Source organism: Pyrobaculum neutrophilum V24Sta, from assembly GCF_000019805.1.
Lineage (GTDB): Archaea > Thermoproteota > Thermoprotei > Thermoproteales > Thermoproteaceae > Pyrobaculum > Pyrobaculum neutrophilum.
The window spans coordinates 800,844-817,377 of the sequence record NC_010525.1; the positions used below are offsets into that span (position 1 = coordinate 800,844).

General features: G+C 63.5%; 17 protein-coding genes and 1 rRNA gene. 11 read left to right on the forward strand and 7 right to left on the reverse strand.

Annotation, left to right across the window (positions count from 1 at the left end; translation table 11 throughout):
* Window position 1: 1 nt before the first annotated feature.
* Complete coding sequence (locus tag TNEU_RS04530) at window positions 2-592, reverse strand: alpha/beta hydrolase (protein WP_012350261.1); 591 nt, start codon at window positions 590-592, stop codon at window positions 2-4.
* 101 nt (window positions 593-693) lie between these two features.
* On the opposite strand from TNEU_RS04530, the gene TNEU_RS04535 reads away from it, so the two are divergent.
* From TNEU_RS04535 to TNEU_RS04560, 6 genes are all read left to right on the forward strand, one after another.
* Window positions 694-2,349 (forward strand): DNA-directed DNA polymerase, encoded by a 1,656-nt coding sequence (locus tag TNEU_RS04535; protein WP_148682347.1) that lies wholly within the window; start codon window positions 694-696, stop codon window positions 2,347-2,349.
* 18 nt (window positions 2,350-2,367) lie between these two features.
* Complete coding sequence (locus tag TNEU_RS04540; RefSeq protein WP_012350263.1) at window positions 2,368-3,192, forward strand: proteasome assembly chaperone family protein; 825 nt, start codon at window positions 2,368-2,370, stop codon at window positions 3,190-3,192.
* 36 nt (window positions 3,193-3,228) lie between these two features.
* Complete coding sequence (locus TNEU_RS04545; protein WP_012350264.1) at window positions 3,229-3,768, forward strand: 50S ribosomal protein L5; 540 nt, start codon at window positions 3,229-3,231, stop codon at window positions 3,766-3,768.
* Window positions 3,769-3,876: 108 nt separating this feature from the next.
* On the forward strand, window positions 3,877-4,383 hold the full coding sequence (locus TNEU_RS04550) for a metallophosphoesterase (protein ID WP_148682348.1): 507 nt from the start codon (window positions 3,877-3,879) through the stop codon (window positions 4,381-4,383).
* Complete coding sequence (locus tag TNEU_RS04555; RefSeq protein WP_012350266.1) at window positions 4,380-5,630, forward strand: RsmB/NOP family class I SAM-dependent RNA methyltransferase; 1,251 nt, start codon at window positions 4,380-4,382, stop codon at window positions 5,628-5,630. Before TNEU_RS04550 ends, TNEU_RS04555 begins: the two co-directional genes overlap by 4 nt.
* A gap of 19 nt (window positions 5,631-5,649) precedes the next feature.
* Window positions 5,650-7,176, forward strand: coding sequence for a hypothetical protein (locus tag TNEU_RS04560; RefSeq protein WP_012350267.1), 1,527 nt, complete (start codon window positions 5,650-5,652; stop codon window positions 7,174-7,176).
* On the opposite strand, the gene TNEU_RS04565 is transcribed toward TNEU_RS04560, so the two are convergent.
* The gene (locus TNEU_RS04565) at window positions 7,173-8,519 is read right to left on the reverse strand and encodes a PFL family protein (RefSeq protein WP_012350268.1); all 1,347 of its coding nucleotides are present in this window, start codon (window positions 8,517-8,519) and stop codon (window positions 7,173-7,175) included. The two genes, TNEU_RS04560 and TNEU_RS04565, sit on opposite strands and share 4 nt — an antisense overlap.
* Complete coding sequence (locus tag TNEU_RS04570; RefSeq protein ID WP_012350269.1) at window positions 8,516-8,788, reverse strand: ACT domain-containing protein; 273 nt, start codon at window positions 8,786-8,788, stop codon at window positions 8,516-8,518. The genes TNEU_RS04565 and TNEU_RS04570 overlap by 4 nt, the downstream gene beginning before the upstream one ends.
* A gap of 189 nt (window positions 8,789-8,977) precedes the next feature.
* Here TNEU_RS04570 and TNEU_RS04575 point away from each other — a divergent pair, with 189 nt between their 5' ends.
* Genes TNEU_RS04575 through TNEU_RS04585 form a run of 3 tightly spaced genes read left to right on the forward strand, consistent with a single transcriptional unit; the run spans window position 8,978 to window position 11,729 of the window.
* A complete protein-coding gene (locus TNEU_RS04575; protein ID WP_012350270.1) occupies window positions 8,978-10,039 on the forward strand; it encodes an asparagine synthetase A in 1,062 nt (353 codons plus the stop codon).
* A gap of 29 nt (window positions 10,040-10,068) precedes the next feature.
* Complete coding sequence (locus TNEU_RS04580; protein WP_012350271.1) at window positions 10,069-10,842, forward strand: electron transfer flavoprotein subunit beta/FixA family protein; 774 nt, start codon at window positions 10,069-10,071, stop codon at window positions 10,840-10,842.
* The gene (locus tag TNEU_RS04585) at window positions 10,839-11,729 is read left to right on the forward strand and encodes an electron transfer flavoprotein subunit alpha/FixB family protein (protein WP_012350272.1); all 891 of its coding nucleotides are present in this window, start codon (window positions 10,839-10,841) and stop codon (window positions 11,727-11,729) included. Before TNEU_RS04580 ends, TNEU_RS04585 begins: the two co-directional genes overlap by 4 nt.
* Here the strand turns inward: TNEU_RS04585 and psmB are convergent.
* Complete coding sequence (psmB, locus tag TNEU_RS04590; protein WP_012350273.1) at window positions 11,726-12,337, reverse strand: archaeal proteasome endopeptidase complex subunit beta; 612 nt, start codon at window positions 12,335-12,337, stop codon at window positions 11,726-11,728. The genes TNEU_RS04585 and psmB overlap by 4 nt on opposite strands.
* 55 nt (window positions 12,338-12,392) lie before the next feature.
* Here psmB and rtcA point away from each other — a divergent pair, with 55 nt between their 5' ends.
* Window positions 12,393-13,436, forward strand: a complete 1,044-nt coding sequence (rtcA, locus tag TNEU_RS04595; RefSeq protein ID WP_012350274.1) for an RNA 3'-terminal phosphate cyclase — start codon at window positions 12,393-12,395, stop codon at window positions 13,434-13,436.
* Here rtcA and TNEU_RS04600 read toward each other — a convergent pair.
* Window positions 13,433-14,470, reverse strand: a complete 1,038-nt coding sequence (locus tag TNEU_RS04600) for an NOG1 family protein (protein WP_148682349.1) — start codon at window positions 14,468-14,470, stop codon at window positions 13,433-13,435. The genes rtcA and TNEU_RS04600 overlap by 4 nt on opposite strands.
* Before the next feature lie 323 nt (window positions 14,471-14,793).
* On the opposite strand from TNEU_RS04600, the gene TNEU_RS04605 reads away from it, so the two are divergent.
* On the forward strand, window positions 14,794-15,570 hold the full coding sequence (locus TNEU_RS04605) for an SAM hydrolase/SAM-dependent halogenase family protein (RefSeq protein WP_012350276.1): 777 nt from the start codon (window positions 14,794-14,796) through the stop codon (window positions 15,568-15,570).
* Window positions 15,571-15,637: 67 nt separating this feature from the next.
* On the opposite strand, the gene rrf is transcribed toward TNEU_RS04605, so the two are convergent.
* A 5S ribosomal RNA gene (gene rrf, locus TNEU_RS04610) occupies window positions 15,638-15,758 on the reverse strand.
* A gap of 131 nt (window positions 15,759-15,889) precedes the next feature.
* Window positions 15,890-16,522: a hypothetical protein gene (locus tag TNEU_RS04615; RefSeq protein ID WP_012350277.1), complete on the reverse strand. Its 633-nt coding sequence runs from the start codon at window positions 16,520-16,522 to the stop codon at window positions 15,890-15,892.
* Between the last annotated feature and the right edge of the window lie 12 nt (window positions 16,523-16,534).

Genomic DNA, 16,534 nt, shown 5'->3' on the forward strand with positions numbered 1-16,534 from the left:
TTCACCGGCACCTCTCCACGAACTTCAACACCGCCGAGGCCACCCTCCCCTGTAGCTCCTCCCCCTGCGGGCTGTGGCCCATGCCGGGCACCTCCACCACCTCAAGCGGGAAGTTGAACTTGTCCGAGAGGCCCGCCAGGATATCCACGTGGGTCCTCGGCACCACCCGGTCCTCCGTCCCTCTTATGTAGAGGACGGGGGGCATCCCCGGGCCTATAAACCGCGAGGGCGAGGTCTGGTCCAGCTTGCTCCCCAGCGAGGCCAGCTCGTTGGCAAGCCTCCTCAGGTACGCGTCGCCGGACTGGAGCATGTACTGCATCTGTAGCCTCCTGTCCACCGGCGCGGCGACGGCCACGACGCATTTAACCGCCCCGGGGTTCCTCGCCGCCAGCAACAAAGCCACGGTCCCCCCCATGCTGTGTCCAGCCGCCACAGCCGCCGGCAGCTCCCTAAGTCCCGCCTCGTAGCCGTCCTCCACCTCCCTCACGTGGGGGGTCACCACGTCGAAGCCCGCGTCTGCCAGAGGGCGGGTGAGCCACTGTATATTCGACGGGGAGCTCCTATACCCGTGGAACGCCAAGGCCTTAGACATGGCGGATACGGTCTACGGCCTTAAAAATGTTTACTTTCGGCCGACCCACCCCCCGGCGCTCCTTAAGCGGTGCGGATATTGCCCAGCTCCGCAGAGGCGCCGTGTACATCATAGGGCCTCGCCCCTCCGCAGACGCCGAGCGCGTCGACCTAGTGCCCTACGTCAAAGAGGGCCTCTTCTACAGGGAAGCTCCCCTGCCCGTGTGGAGGATCGAGGGACGCGCCGCCGCGGCTAAGCTGGCGGCTAGAGGCTACAGGCTCTCCCAGTCCTACATTCCGCCCTCGGTCCGGCCCTACCTAGAGGGCCGCAGAAGCCCCCGGCTGGGCGGCAGAGTCGCCTCCTTCTACCTAGACCGAGGCGTCGTCCACTGGCGGATGGGCGGCGAGGCGTGGAAGGGGGGATGTCCACAGGCCGACTACGTGGCGTCTTGGGGCCAGCCGCCCCCCTGTCCAGGCCTCTGGGTGGACTTGAGACGTATCTACCGCCGGCACCTCTGGCTGGAGGCGGCCGAGAGGATGGGGGACGCCTGGCTTCTAAAGGCGGCGCGGAGGAGGCCGGAGGACGCCGCCGATGCTGTGCACGCCCTCGCCGCCGAGGCGGTGGCCTTCCTCGAGGCCCTCGCCGCGGCCACGGGGATAGGGGTAGACGCCATATTGGACGTTCTGGAGCGCAACTCGGTGGCCGCCGTGGCGGAGGCCGTGTTCCACTGGGAGGCGGAGAGGCGGGGGTACGTGCTGGAGGACTCGCGTAGGCTGTTCGACATGCCCTACTTCGACATGGCGCGCGGCGGGAAGCCCGGGGTGTACAGGGGGGTGGCCGAGTTCGACTTCAGATCCCTCTTCCCATCGCTGGCCGTTAAACTCGGCGTAGATCCCACCACGGCGAGGCCCTGCGCCGGGGGGTACTGCTTCGACGGAGGGCCTATAGCCGACGTGATAAAACGCTGGCTGGAGGCGAGGCTGAGGACCGGGGACAAGCGCCTGTCGGAGGCCCTCAAGTGGCTTATGAACGCCGGCATAGGGGCGTGGGGCAAGGCGGGGTGGGGGATAGTCTGCGAGGTCTGCCTCCTAGCCGTCAGAGGCGCCGCGGCATCTCTCTTCGACGAGGCTTGGAGGAGGCTCAAGCCCATCTACGGCGATACCGACTCCATCTACGTGGAGAGTAGCAGGGCGGGGGACGTGGCCCAGTGGGCCTCCGCCCTCGACGGGCTGACCCTGGAGCTACGGGGGGTTTGGGACGTCTTTATCCTGGCCCCCGCCAGAGGCGGGGGCGCGGCGGAGAAGAACTACATCAAGGCGGGGGGCGGCGTCTTCGAGGCGAAGGGAGGCCTCCTCAGGCCCCACGACCTGCCCCTAGCGGTGAGGCTGAGGTACCGGGAGGTGGTGGAGGCCGCCCTGGCGGGGAGGGACCCCGCCGACGCCGCGGCCGAGATCCTCAGAGCTGCGCCGCCTGAGCAGCTCTTCGTATATAGGGCCGTCGAGGTGCGGAGGCTCGCCGGCCTTAAGCGGCGCGGCGCCCTACACACAGCCGCGCTGTATCTCGCCAGGAGGTGCGGCGGGTGCGAGGTGGTCGACGTCTTCTACGTGCCAGACGGCGACCTCGTCTACGTCCCCTGGGCCGCCGTAGATAGGCGCCTCGCGGCGAGGCCTGCGGACGAGCGGGAGGTGAGGGCGGCCGCGGTTAGCTACATCCGCAGGCTCTGGAAGCTCAAGGCGTTGCGGCTCGCCTCGGGGGGCCAGATGAAAATAGTTATATAGCGACGCGTCGGATTCCACATGCGTCTCGAGGTCAAAATAAGCGGCCTCCCCAGAGACAAGAGGAACATACTGGTGATGGCGTGCCCCGAGCCCTCCCTCGCCGGCGTAGTCGCCGTGGAGTACCTAATCGATGCGTTGGCCATGGAGGAGATCGGGGCTATCAGGATAACCGAGATGCCTCCCGTCATCGCCGTAGTAAACGGGGCGGCTAAACTGCCCTACCGCATCTTCTACTCCCGGCAGACAGGCGTCGTCGCCATACGTCAACACGTGCCGATCCCCCCGCAGATATACGCGGAGTTTATACACAAGGTCCTCGACTGGGCCGAGGAGAACAAGGTCAAGCTGGCCGTGTGTCTCTCCGCCATGCCCGCCGCCGGCGAGAGGGAGAACGACGTCGTCTACTACGTGACCGAGGAGAGCCTAGTGGAGAAGTTTAGGCAGTACGGCTTCGAGCCGATAAAGGAGGCCACGGTCACAGGGCTGGAGGGGGCCTACCTAGACGCCGTGTTGGGCCGCGGCATAGACGGGGCTTTGCTCATCGCCGAGTCCAGGCTCCTCACGGCCATCAAGCGGCTTGTAGACAGCGGAAAGATCTCGACCCACCGCGACGTCGTCCTCATACTCAACGACCTGGTCGGCCGCGTTGGACCAGACGTGGGGGCGGCCCTCAAGCTCATAAACGCCGTTGCCAAGCTCGCGGAGACCCAGATAGACACGGCCAAGCTCCAGGAACACGCCTCGAAATACGCCTTCCTGGTGGAGAAGAACATAGAGGCCATGTTTAAGCCCGTGGAGGCGGCCGCCAGAGCGCCGGGGAAGGAGATCCCCCTGGTCTTCTAGGAGAAAATTTATTAAGCCGCCGGAGCACACCCACCAATGCCGAGCTGGAAGGAGCTGGTTTTGACAAAGGGCCACCCCATGCAGAGGATCTACATAGAGAAGGTGGTGGTGAACATAGGCGTCGGCACCGGCGGCGAGAAGCTCGAAAAGGCGGCCGACCTCCTCAAGGAGCTCACCGGCGCTGAGCCGTCGAAGAGGAGGGCTAAACGCTCCATAAAAGACTTCGGCATTAGGAAGGGCGAGCCCATCGGCGTAGCTGTAACCCTGAGGAGAGACAAAGCCGTGGAGTTCCTCACCAAGGCCCTCCAGGCAGTAAACAACAGGGTGAAGAGGACGAGCTTCGACGAGAGGGGCAACGTGTGCTTCGGCATAAAGGAGCACATCCTACTGCCCGGCGTGAAGTACGACCCAGCCGTGGGCATCTGGGGGATGGACGTCTGCGTAAAGCTCGCCAAGCCCGGCCTAAGAGTCCAGCTGAGGAGACGCAGGAGGAGCAAGGTGGGGAAGCGGCAGCTCGTCACAAGGGAGGAGGCGATCGAGTTCTTCCAGAAGATCCTCGGCGTACAAGTCGACTAGCCGCACGCGGCGGCCGGAGCAGTCCCCCCTCCCCACAGCGGCGGCCCCCGCGCTGTTGCCCGTGGCCGCGTGGGGAAACGCATATAAATGGGGGCCCCGGACCGCCGGATGCTCCTAGGCGTAATGTCCGACAGCCACGACAACGTGTGGGCCATAAGGAGGGCGGCCGAGGAGCTGAAGAGGAGGGGGGTGGGGCTGGTCCTCCACGCCGGCGACTGGGTTGCGCCCTTCTCCGCCCGCGCGCTGAGGGAGGCCCTGGGGGAGGGGATCAGGGTGGTGGGGGTTTGGGGAAACAACGAGGGGGAGAGGCCCTACTTCCTAGAGATGGCGAGGAAATACGGCGTTGAGATCGCCGGCGAGGCGGCGGAGCTGGAGGCCGGGGGGAGGAGGATAGCCCTGTACCACGGCACATCCCCGGTTCTGCTGAGGGCCCTGGTTGAGTCGGGGCTGTACGACCTGGTGGTCTACGGCCACACCCACCAAGCCGCCATAGAGAGGCGCGGCAGGACGCTGGTGGTAAACCCCGGCGAGGTCTGCGGCTGCCTCACCGGCCGCTCCACGGCGGCCGTGGTGGATCTAGCCAAGCTGGAGGCGGAGCTGCTCTTCCTAACGTGACCTGGACAGCCGACGAGCTGGCCGCCTTCATCGCCAAGGTGCTACACGAGGTTACAAAAAACGGACTCACGCTGGACTACGCCTTCCAGAAGGTGAAGCGGGGGTGGCGGAGGCTAGACAGCTTCAAGGTCTTCTACGACGCCTCCTTCGACGCGGTTAGGCACTACTTCCTCCTCCGCCACCTGGCCTCGGCGCTTCTGGGCTCCACAAGCGCGAAGGCCGTGGCGCGGACGTGGTTCGTGTACCGCGCAGACAAGCTCCTCTACAACAGAGACCTCGTGGAGAGATACAGGAGGCGGGTCCTAAAGAGGGCCAGGGCGAGGCCCGAGGAGGCGCTGGCCTCCCTAGAGGCCCTCAGGGGCGACCTCCCCCGCTACCTGTCGGTGAAATACAGCTACCACCCGGCGATAGTGAAGACTCTACTTGCCAACCTCCCCCCGGAGGAGGTCGAGAGGATACTAGACGCCGGAAACAACACCTGGATCTGGCTCAGGGTAAACACCCTAAAGACAGACGTGGACAAGGCGCTGAAGATGCTGGAGCGGGAGGCCGAGGTGGAGCCCCACCCCAGGATACCCTTCGCCCTCCTCCTCAAGAAGGCCAAGAGGCCCGTCCAGTACCTCACCGCCGTGAGGACCTTCGCCGCGGTCCCCCAGGACCTGGCCTCGATATACGCCGTGCTCTCCCTCGACCCCGCCCCCGGCGAAAAGATACTGGACCTAGCCGCCGCCCCCGGCATGAAGACCAGCCTGATAGTCCAGCTGGCGGAGGGCCGAGCCAAGGTGGTGGCGGCCGACTTCTCCGCAAAGAGGGTGGCCAGGATGAAACACCTCCTCAAGGCCCTGGGCGCCGGCGACGCCGTAGAGGTCGTACGGGCGGACTCCAGAAGGCTAAAGACGAGGAGGTTCGACAAAGCCCTCCTAGACGCGCCCTGCACCTCAAGCGGCGCCTTCACCAAGGAGCCTGCCGTCAAGATATACCCCAGGGTAGAGGAGGCCCCTAGATACGGCACACTCCAGAGAGAGCTCCTAGCCAACGCCCTCTCCTTGGCCGAACAGGTGGTATACGCCGTATGTAGCATAATGCCCCAAGAAGGCGAAGAGGTCGTGGCCAGCGCCCCAGCAAAAGCCGAAAAACCACACCCAGACCTCGCCCCAGCCTACAGAGGCGGCCCAGGAGGAAGAACCTTCCCCCACATACACAAAAGCGAAGCCTTCTACATAGCTCTGGTGCAAAAAAATTTATAAACTGTTTTTTTTGCTTTATATGAGGAAGGTCTGGCTCATCGGCGTTCTCGCCGCGGCGTTGGTAGCCACGTTTGTCATATCGTCGACGGTGGGAGATCCGCCCGGCGTGCACATTAGGCTTAAGCTGTACGACGGAGGTAAGCCCGCCGACTACCTTCTCCAGAGGGGCGACGTGTCGGTGGTGGCTCTGGTGTACGGGATCGACCCGCCCAGCCGCAACGAGTCTAGGGTGGTGTTTTTCAATGGCACCGCAAGAGGCGGCTCCATCTACATACCGGCGGCTAAGCTTAGGGAGTGGGCGAGGCGCTGGGCCGAGTGGAGGAGAGGCGACGTGAAGGACTTCAGAACCGCCCTCTTCATCACGGTAGCCGTTGTCAACAAGACCTCCCACAAGCCGATCTACCTGGTGATAGACAACATCGACATAAGTCCAGCTGACGTAGAGATGGTAAACATATACACGATACATATGGAGAGGGGGGTGCGCAACGCGGTTAAGGTGGAGAAAACGCAGAAACCTCCCCCCTTGATACCTACAGGTACAGTAGCGGCGTATGTGGCAACTCCGGAGCCCACCCTTGAGTATATTTCCGAGGTGTTAATCTACAGAGTCGCTACTGAAGACTTGGCAAAGCTGTATCCATCCACTTACTTCAAAACAGCGGATGGTAAGCTCTATATGAAGATACCCGCCGTTGTTGCATATAACAAATATACCTACAGCGGCACGATCGCGATATCGTTTCGCGCCGTTAGGACAGATGTACAATTCGGCATCTACCCAACGTTTGGATTTGGGGATAACCTCGCAGAGAAGTTGAAGAGCAACATCCTGCCAAGCGTAACAATATGGAAGGGTAGCGTATTTAGTTGGGGAGACAGAGCTGTATATAGTGCCAGTCTCGTTTTAGGTCCAGAGAGAAGGGGGTGGATATGGCTTTGGGGGAGAGTGGTCTCTGAGGGCTATCAAGTGTACTATTGTGCCGCCATTATGGGGTGTGAATATCTCGGCGATAAGATAACAAACTACGTCTCGGAGGTGCGGACGTACTATCTAGGGTCATCTAAGTACATCGATGGCGGCTTTGAATATAGTTATCCCTCCGAGATCATGTCGAGGTTTTTCGACGGAAATACGCTGGCTCTTGTTGGCACCACAAGCGGGGCTCTCGTGGATACTTTCTTATCTCCGGGCGAGACGGCAGAGTTCGCAGACATATTTAAGACATTTGACACATGTGGGGCAGATTTTGAAGTAGGGTTGCCAGTCGGCGCTATACTATCAGATGCCGCATGCGGGGCTATCACCCGCGGCGCGGCTAGCACAGCTTGCCGCGTGCTATTAAGCGGCTTCGACGTCTCGTTAAGCGCCAGCGGGCCATCCATCTATATAGACGGCTGGGTAACAAACCACGGAGACCACCCGGACGTCTCCAATGATTATAACGTCCGCGAATATGTGTACATAGCCACAAGCAAGTTCAAGTACAGCTCTGGGTTGTGTCAGTATGAGGTTCCAGCCGGTCTGTATATCGAAACCCACTAGCCTTTTTTGAGCCTTTCTACGGCCGGCGGGGCGGTTCCTCTTCTCCTGGCGAGGGGGATGTCTCCGTATTTCCCCAGGTCCATCACCACCACTCTGCCGTAGAGGCCGCCTAGGTCGTAGACGTCTCCCGGCTTCGCGCCGGGGATTGGGACAAGCCTAACTCCAAGCGCCTTGTCTAGGGCTACCGCCGCGGCCATGACGTCTGCTATCAGGGCCGCCACGGCGTCTGGCGGCGCGTCGCCGGGTATGCCTGCCATGTCTATGCCGGTGTTGCAGACGGCGAGGGTGGACTTGAGGGTGTCGAAGGTGAGGGCTCCCTCTCTGGCGGCTTCGGCCATGACGGCGTCTTCGCTCACTGGGATAAAGGCCCCGCTGAGGCCGCCTATGGTGGAGGTGGCCATGGCGCCGCCCTTCTTGACGGCGTCTACGAAGAGGGCGAGGGCGAAGAGGGTCCCAGGCGCGCCCACCCTGGGGAGGCCCACCGCCTCCAGTATGGCGGCTACGGAGTCTCCCACCTTGGGGGAGGGGGCCACGCTGAGGTCTACAGAGCCGAAGGGGACCCCCAGCTCTTTGGCCACCTCCCGCCCCACGAGCTCGCCGAGGCGCGTGATCTTGAAGGCGGCTCTCTTGATGGCGTCGTGTAGCGTTCTCACGTCGGCGTTGGGCATGTTCCGCACCACCGCCTCTATTACGCCGGGGCCGCTCACAGCTATGTTCACCACTGCGTCTGGGAGGCCGAGGCCGTGGTAGGCGCCGGGCATGAAGGGGACGTCCTCGGGCATGTTGGCGGTTGCGGCGAACCGCGCCGCGGCGTGGGGCTCCATCTTGAGGACCGCCTCGGCGGCGGCTCTAACCGCGTCCATGTTCACCCCGGTGGCGGTGGAGGCCACGTTGAGGAAGCCGGCCAGCCTCCTCGTGGAGTTCAGCGCCTCGGAGAGGGCCTCCATTAGGGCGGCGTCTCCCCTAGAGACGCCTGCGTGTACAAAGGCCGAGAAGCCCCCCACCATGTCTACGCCGTGTTTCTCCGCCAGGCCGTCTAGGTGCTTCGCGATCTCCACGGCCGCCTCCGCCTTCCCGATGGGCTCCAGCATTATGGAGACGGGCGACACGGCGAGCCGCACCGTGACGATCCTCACGCCGAGTCTAGAGGCCACCCGCTCCACCGCGGGCCTAAGCCTCTTGAGGAGGGGCTCCAGCGCCTCCTCCAGCGCCGCCAGGGTATCCCCCACCGTGGGCCGTATAGCCGGTAGCGTGTTTACGCTGAGCGTGACGGCGCGGATGTCCAGCTCGCGGAATAGGAGCATCTCGAGGACCTCGCCGATCTCCGAAGGGTCGAACCTCATATCCTCTGCATGTACCTAAACACGTCGATGTGGTAAACCCCCACCATCACCCCCAGCCTCCTCCCCTCCTCCTCGAGCTCCCTCCTGAGCTGGGCTATGTCGACGTCTGCCTTAGACATATCCACCACCATCACCATGGAGAAGATGTCTCTCACCACCGTCTGGGAGATGTCCACTATGTTGACGTTGTGGCGCGCCAGAACACCGGCGATCCCCGCCACGATGCCCACCCTGTCTGCGCCCAGCACCGAGACGACGGCTAGCTCCATGGGCGGGCCCGGGGGCGGACTTATAAACATGTCCGCCCGCACCGCCGTGTACTGCGTACGTCGAGGCCGCCGGCTTTAAGGGAATCTATAACGCCAGCCGCGGGGTTTTACTGCATCTTTGCCGCAGCACGCGGGGGCCGCCAGTACTGTGTACAAGATATTGACAAGTATGGGCTCCATCAGCGCCTTATGGACTACAAAGAGCCTAGGTACCACCCGGCGGTGGTGGAGTTCGAGAAAATGGTGGCGGACAGGGAGAGGTACAAGAAGACCGTCGAGGAGTGGCTTCGATATTCCTGGCGGTGGGCTCAGACGGATAAGTACAAGCTGGTCTTCAAGGTGCAGGCGGCTATCGTTAAGGCGATTAGGGAGTACCTAGACGGGAGGGGCTTCGTGGAGGTTCTCCCCCCCATCGTGGGCCCTGTGACAGACCCCGGCATCCGCGGCGCCAAGCAGGCGTCCATCGACTTCTACGGACATGAGTACAAGGTCATGTCCTCTGCGATCCTCTACAAGCAGTACATGGCCGCCTCCTTGGGCAAGATATACTTCGTGAGCCCCAACCTGAGGCTCGAGCCTCCCGACAGCCTCTACACGGGCCGCCACCTGGTGGAGTTCTTCCAGGTGGACATAGAGATGTACGGCGCGGACTACGGACAGGCCATGGAGGTGGCGGAGGGCCTCGTGACCCACGTGGTGAAGAGGGTTAGGGAGGAGTACGGCAGACAGCTCGAGGACGTCCTGGGCAGGAGCCTGCCCGAGTTCAAGCCGCCCTTCAAGCGGTACCCCCACAGCGAAGCGATCAAGATAGTCAACTCCTACGGCTGTAGAAACGACCCCAGGTCGGAGCTGACGTGGGAGTGCGAGAAGCTCATGTCTGGCCTACACGCCCAGCCCTTCTTCGTCTACGACTACCCCAGGGGGAGCAGGGGGTTCTACGACCGGGAGGATCCGCAGAGGCCGGGGGTGTTGAGGGACTTCGACATGTTGTACCCCGAGGGCTTCGGAGAGGCCATCAGCGGCGCCGAGAGGGAGTACGAGCCGGAGCGCGTCATGGCGAGGATCAGGGAGGGCGGGGAGGACCCCAGGAAGTACGAGTGGTTCCTCCAGATGCTCAAGGAGCTCTACCCGCTGAAGACGGCGGGCTTCGGAATAGGCGTCGAGAGGCTGACTAGGTACATATGCGGCCTTAGAGCCCTCTGGGAGGCGAGGCCGTACCCCAAGGTAGCCGGCATAGCCCCAACCCCCTAATTTTAAAAAACCTGGAGGTTCACTATGACATGAAGATAGCGGTTTTGGTAAAGATCGCCCTAGACGCCGGCCAGCTCAGGGCTAGAGACGGCGTGTCCGTCGAGGAGACCCCCCTGAAGATAAGCGACGTCGATAGAAACGCCGTGGAGGAGGCCGTCAAGCTCAAGGGACAGGGGGGCTCCGCCTACGGGGTTTCCGTGTTGAAGTGGGGGCCTCTCCCCAGGAGGATACAGGAGGCGGAGAACCTCCTGAGGGAGGCCCTCGCCATGGGTCTCGACGAGGCGTACCTGGTGGCAGACGAGCGGCTTCTCACGCCGAGCCACCTCGCCACGGCGAAGGCCATCGCCGCTGTTGTGAAGAGGGTGGGGGCGGACCTCGTCCTCGCGGGGGAGGCCTCGGTGGACAACTACACAGGTCAGATCCCGGCGAGAGTTGCGGCCGAGCTCCGATGGCCCCTCGTCTCCTACGCCAGAGAGATCAAGGTGGAGGGGGGGAGGCTACTGGCCAAGAGGGATCTCGAAGATAGGCTGGAGGTGGTGGAGGCCCCCCTCCCGGCCGTGGTTTCTGTGACGAGGGAGATAAACCAGCCTAGGATCCCCACCCTCCTCGCCATCAAAGCCGCCATGAAGAAGCCCCTCCACAAGCTGTCCCTGGGGGACTTGGGGGTGGAGACAGCCCCGAAGGCCTCCGCCGTCTACAAGCCCCTGGCGGCCCAGAGGAAGAGGATCATCATCAGGGAGGGCACGCCGGCGGAGAAGGCCGATAAGCTCCTGCAGTACCTACGCCAGGAGGGGCTGATATGAGGAGCCTAGTTGTGTTCCCAAGCAGGGAGCTCCTCTACGCCGCCTCTCTCCTGAGCGGCGAGGTGGCGGCCCTAGCCTTCAGCCAAGCCGAGGCTGAAGCCGCGGTGGGGAGGGCGCATAGGGTGTACATAGCCGAGGTGGACCCCGCGGCCCCCGAGGCAGTAGCCGAGGCTGTGTTGAAGGCCGTGGAGGGGCGGGACGTGGTGCTTCTCCCGGCTACGAAAAACGCGAGGGCGGTGGGGGGCATCGTGGCGCAGAGGATAGGCGCCGAGTTTATAACCGACGTCACTTCCCTATCTGTGGAAGGCGGCGTTGTTAAAGCCGAGAGGCCGGCCTTCGGCAACAAGGCGGTGGCCACCATAGAGGCGGGGACGCCTGTTGTTCTCTCCATATCGCCGGGGAGGTTCGCCGGGGAGGCCCCCCAGGTCCAGAGCGCCGTGGAGAAGCTGGCGGTCCAGGCGGCGCCCGCGGTGAAGGTGGTGTCTGTGCAGGAGAAGCCCAGGGGGTCGCTTAGGCTGGAGGAGGCGGAGGTGATCGTGGCCGTGGGGAGGGGCTTCAAGAGGAGGGAGGACCTCCAGCTGGCGTTTCAGCTGGCGGAGGCGCTGGGGGGTAAGGTGGGCTGTTCTCGCCCCATTGCGGCCGACCTCAAGTGGCTTCCCGAGGAGCACTGGGTGGGGCTCTCGGGGAAGAAGGTCAAGCCGAAGCTCTACATCGCCGTGGGGATCTCCGGCCAGCCTCAACACATCGCCGGCATGATAAACAGCAGGGTGGTTGTCGCCATAAACACAGACCCGTCGGCCCCCATATTTCAATACGCGGACTACGGCGTGGTGGAGGACCTCTACAAGATCCTGCCTCTCCTCGTCGAGAGGCTTAAAAAGCGCTAGATAACCACCTGCACCTTTACCTCCTCCTCCCTGGCGCCGCCGCCGTCTACCACCACCAGGTCTATCCCGCCTCCCGAGACGGGGTCTCTCTCTATCGCCGCCTTCACCGCCTGCACAGCCAGCTTCTTAGCTTCCTCCACGGTCATGTCGGGGCGGTAGGAGGCGTCTAGGAGCGACACCGCCAGCTTCGCCCCTGTGCCCAAGGCGGCGTAGTTGTCCTCGATTAAGCTACCGAGGGGGTCCATGACGATGAGGTGGGGGCCCTCCTCGTCTACGCCGCCCACGAGCACCTCGGCGTAGAAGGGCATGAAGCGCCTGCTGAACATCACCACAGACAGTAGCTTGGCCATCGCCTTGACAGTGGGCTTCTTTTTCACCTCCAGCTCGTAGGACCTGGCGTTGAGCTTCAGTATCTTGGCCAAGGCCTGCATGTCGGCTATTATGCCCGCCGAGGCTATAGCCAGCTTGTCGTTTACGATAAACACCTTCTTGCCGGCGGTGCTCAAGGTGTAGAAGCCGTAGGAGACCCTCTTCTCAGCCGCCAGCACCACGCCGTCTTTCGCCCTAATCCCCACCGCGGTGGCGCCCACCTGAAACTCCTCGCCCATGGCGGAGCCATACTTCGCCTATATAAACGTTATAAACGGGGGCGCACCCGCCCCCGTGGCGGTTAGGATAGACGGCTCCTATGGAGAGGGAGGCGGCCAGATCCTGAGGACCTCCATCGCCCTCTCCGCGCTGTTGGGCAAGCCAGTGGAGATAGTCAACATAAGGGCCAAGAGGGCGAACCCCGGCCTACAGCCGCAACACCTCACCGGCGTATCCGCCGCCGCTCTTTTGACAGACGCCGAGGTCGAGGGCGCCGCCAAGGGCTCCACGAGGCTGTTCTTCAAGCCCAAGGCCCTGAAGTGCGGCACGTTCAACATAGACATAGGGACGGCCGGCAGCATCTCCCTCGTGGTGCAGACGCTAGCCCCCATCCTCCTATACGCCCCCTGCCCCACCAAGCTGGTCATCACCGGGGGGACAGACGTGGCGTGGGCCCCGCCCATAGACTACATGAGGTTCGTCTTCGCCAGATATCTAACCCGCTTCGGGGCGAGGATAGCCATAGAGCTGGTGAAGAGGGGCCACTACCCCAGGGGCGGGGGGAAGGCCGTGGTGCAGGCCGAGCCGGCGGGTAGGTTGCGGGCGGTGGACTCGGTGGAGTTCGGCAGACCGGCGAAGATAGCCGGCGTCTCCCACGCCGTTAACCTCCCGCCGCATGTGGCCGAGAGACAGGCCAGGGCCGCGAGGGAGGCTCTGGCGAAGTTGGGCTACGCCGCCGAGGTGGAGGTGGAGGCTAGAAACGACGGGCTGGGGCCCGGCAGCGGCGTGGTGCTCTGGGCTGAGTCAGACGTGGGAAACGTGGTGGGGGGAGACGCCCTGGGGGAGAGGGGGAAGCCGGCAGAGGAGGTGGGCAGGGAGGCGGCGGAGAAGCTCGCCGCCGTGTTGAAGGCCGGCGCCTCCCTGGACCCCCACATGGCCGACATGGTCGTCCTCTACATGGCGCTGGCCCAGGGGAGGAGCAGGCTCTCCACCACCGAAGCCACCATGCATCTGCAGACCAACATCTACATAGTGGAGCAGTTCCTCCCCGTCAAGTTCAAGCTGGAGAGGGCCGGCCCTAGATACATCATCGAGGTGGAGGGGGTGGGCTACCCCTAGCTCCTCCTGGCCGCCCTCAGCCTCTCGAGGGCCGCCGGGACGTAGAACTTCGCGAGGACGTAGTTCACCACCTCCCCCGTCCCTCTGCAGTCGAGGGTGGAGACCTCGCCGATTGGCGAAAAGAGGTCCCTCGCCCGCTCCAGTTCGGCGGGGCTCGCTATGTCCACCTTGTTCACCACGGCCACAAGCGGCGCCTGGAAGCTCGCCGAGATCTCCCGGTAGAGGTTAAGTTGCATCTCCAGGGGGAAGCCGCTGTGCGGCGTGGGGTCCACGAGGAAGACTATAGCCCCGGCCAGGTGCCTAAGCGCCAAGACGGCCTGCCGCTCGATGGCGTTGCGCTCGCTCAAGGGCCTATCCAGGAGGCCGGGGGTGTCCACCACCTGCACCACGTCGCCCCTAATACGGATGTGGCCCACGTGTATCTGCTTCGTGGTGAAGGGGTAGTCCGCCACCTCCGGCCTCGCGGAGGAGACGCAACGGACGAAGCTGCTCTTCCCAACGTTGGGCGCCCCCGCCACCACGATGGTGAAGAGGTTCGGGTCGACGGCGGGTAGTCTCCGGAGGAACGCCACCACCTCCCGCAGCTTGTCCAGCTCAGGCCGCAGATCGTTGAGGAGATCCACCACCCTGCCGCGGTACATCCTACGGGCGGCGTGGATAGCCCCCTTGTCCGGCGCGGTTCTAACAGCCGCGATGGCCTCCTTCGCTATAGCCCTCACGGCCAGGTGGGCATTCCCCACCTTCGCCACGGCGTGTTTATAGCTCTGCGCCCCGAAGACCACGTCCATGAGGTCTCTGTAGAAGGGGTGAAGCCTGTCGAGGAAGGGCATGGCAAGCGCCGTCCTCCTCAACACAGAGGCGACGGCGCGGCCAGACGAAACGATCCTCTTGATCTCCAGCCTCTTCTGCTTCACAAAGGCGGGCTCCGCCACAGACCCCCTCGCCTCCTCTCTCTCATACGCCGCTAGAAACATGGAGATGAGCTCGTCGGCGGTGTAGACGTAGGGGAGCTTCGACTTATCCACGACCTCCACGGAGGGGGCGGCCCACACGTATAAAAACGTATATAGACTTGGGATGTGCCGTATGCCGCCCAAGCCATTTTCTCCGCGCCCACGCCTCCGCCGGCGCCCAAGGCGCCTCCGGCACGAGGCCGCGGCCCTAGGCCACCCGGGGCGCCTCGCGCCCCTGTGGCGCACGTATGAAGCCTACGCCGAACGGCGACGGCGTGGGTAATTACCTGAGTCCAACATCCCTAAAACCCGCCGTGGTTCTGGATTCTCAGCCGCCTAGACGGCCGCCGCTCCTTTGTGCCAATGGGGCACGAAGTATAAAACTTTACTGGAGATAACGGGGTATGGAACGGCCCCTCATAGCGCTTCTCACAGACTTCGGAAGAGACTACTTCGTGGCGGCGATGAAGGGGGTTATACTCTCCATAAACCCCCGTGCCCAGATCGTGGACATAACCCACGACGTCCCCCCACAAGACGTCCAGACGGGGGCCTTCGTCCTCAAGGCGGTCTACCGCTGGTTCCCAAGAGGCACCATCTTCGTAGCGGTTGTCGACCCAGGCGTGGGGACGGAGAGGGCGCCGCTTCTCCTCAAGACCAGGGGGTACCTCTTCGTCGGCCCAGACAACGGCCTGCTGGCCCCCGCCGCTGAGGAAGACGGCGTGTTGGAGGCCTACAGAATAGGCGTTGGGCTCCCCCAGCTCTCCAAGACCTTCCACGGCCGCGACGTCTTCGCCCCAGCCGCCGCCTACCTCTCCCTGGGGGTGGAGCCGCGCCTCCTGGGGACGCCTGTGGCGCAGTGGAGGAGGCTGGAGATCCCCGAGGCCAGGGTAGAAGACGGCGTTGTATACGGCAGGGTGGTGTACGTGGACAGATTCGGCAACGTCTACACCTCGGCCAGGTCCCTCCCCGGCGCCGCCTACGGAGACGTGCTGTGTGTAGAAACGCCGAGAGGAGTCTTGAGGGCTAGATACGTGGAGACCTACGGCAGAGCCGCCCCCGGCGACGCCGTGTTGCTCATAAACAGCGAGGGCTACCTGGAGCTCGCCGTGGTTATGGGCAACGCCGCCTCGGCCTACGGCCTGAAGACCGGGGACGAGGTTAAAATACGGAGGTGTTGACACAGGCGGCGTGATGAGCTAGCGCCGCCGCACAGAGCTGTGAAGAGGGGATCAAAACTGAAAAGCCCCCTCCCAGCACGGCGGTTTCCCGGGCCCTCTCGGAGCCCAGTACTCCCGTCCGCGGCGCCGGCCTTAACTTCCGGGTTCTGAAGAGTCCGGGTGTAGCACCGGCGCCTGTGGCCGGGTTAGGGGCAGGTGGGAGATATTCAGACATTTATAAGCTTTTCTCTCCCCCAAAGCTTATATAGGGATCGGCAGCAGATTCCGGGGGTAGAGCGGCCCGGTTGGGCCACGATGAAGGCTCCGCGTACGCCAGTGGCTAAGGCGCGTTCTCCACCTTCACGCTGGTTATGTACTCCACGGCGATTTCGTAGTTCCACGCCGTGGAGGGGGCGCCCCGTTGCACCGAAAACTTAGCCGTGGCCGCCAGGTAGCCGCCGCAGTATATAGAAACTATGTAGTCCGTGGCGGGGGCTTGGTACAGTCTGACAGAGCCGTCGGAGGCCGTGGAGGCGAAGACGTTTACCCACCTACCTCCGCTCGCCGCGTCTACCACCCTCGCGTAGCAGCCGGCGGCCGGCCGCCCCCCGGCCTCTCTAACCACCACGGTGACTGGGTAGACCCACGTCCTTATCTTGCCGCCCCCCGGCGCCCCCAGCTCGTATACGTCTCTGGCAACGGAGCTGTCGTATATCCAGATCACGCGGCCGGAGGCGGCTTCAGACGGCGTAGCGATCCCCCACGCCACCCGGAGGACGTAGCCGGGCCGCCACGGGAGCCCGTACAGAGCCTCTCCTCCGAAGACGTAGGTAAGCCCAACGAGGGAACCCCCCTCGTCGAAAACCGCCGCGGTGCCGTAGACAAGCGGCCTGTCGTTCCAGTCTCTTATGCCTAGCGCCGCGGCGGCCGCCGCCAACAGGGCAAGCGCCAGGAGAGGCCTCACGAGGCACACGGCCCGCCTTTT

Bases quoted from the DNA above. Each gene is read 5' to 3' on its own strand.
- TNEU_RS04530 (WP_012350261.1), bottom strand. From the start codon at position 592: ATGTCTAAGGCCTTGGCGTTCCACGGGTATAGGAGCTCCCCGTCGAAT.
- TNEU_RS04540 (WP_012350263.1), top strand. From the start codon at position 2,368: ATGCGTCTCGAGGTCAAAATAAGCGGCCTCCCCAGAGACAAGAGGAAC.
- TNEU_RS04545 (WP_012350264.1), top strand. From the start codon at position 3,229: ATGCCGAGCTGGAAGGAGCTGGTTTTGACAAAGGGCCACCCCATGCAG.
- TNEU_RS04550 (WP_148682348.1), top strand. From the start codon at position 3,877: ATGCTCCTAGGCGTAATGTCCGACAGCCACGACAACGTGTGGGCCATA.
- TNEU_RS04560 (WP_012350267.1), top strand. From the start codon at position 5,650: ATGAGGAAGGTCTGGCTCATCGGCGTTCTCGCCGCGGCGTTGGTAGCC.
- TNEU_RS04565 (WP_012350268.1), bottom strand. From the start codon at position 8,519: ATGAGGTTCGACCCTTCGGAGATCGGCGAGGTCCTCGAGATGCTCCTA.
- TNEU_RS04570 (WP_012350269.1), bottom strand. From the start codon at position 8,788: ATGGAGCTAGCCGTCGTCTCGGTGCTGGGCGCAGACAGGGTGGGCATC.
- TNEU_RS04575 (WP_012350270.1), top strand. From the start codon at position 8,978: ATGGACTACAAAGAGCCTAGGTACCACCCGGCGGTGGTGGAGTTCGAG.
- TNEU_RS04580 (WP_012350271.1), top strand. From the start codon at position 10,069: ATGAAGATAGCGGTTTTGGTAAAGATCGCCCTAGACGCCGGCCAGCTC.
- TNEU_RS04585 (WP_012350272.1), top strand. From the start codon at position 10,839: ATGAGGAGCCTAGTTGTGTTCCCAAGCAGGGAGCTCCTCTACGCCGCC.
- psmB (WP_012350273.1), bottom strand. From the start codon at position 12,337: ATGGGCGAGGAGTTTCAGGTGGGCGCCACCGCGGTGGGGATTAGGGCG.
- TNEU_RS04605 (WP_012350276.1), top strand. From the start codon at position 14,794: ATGGAACGGCCCCTCATAGCGCTTCTCACAGACTTCGGAAGAGACTAC.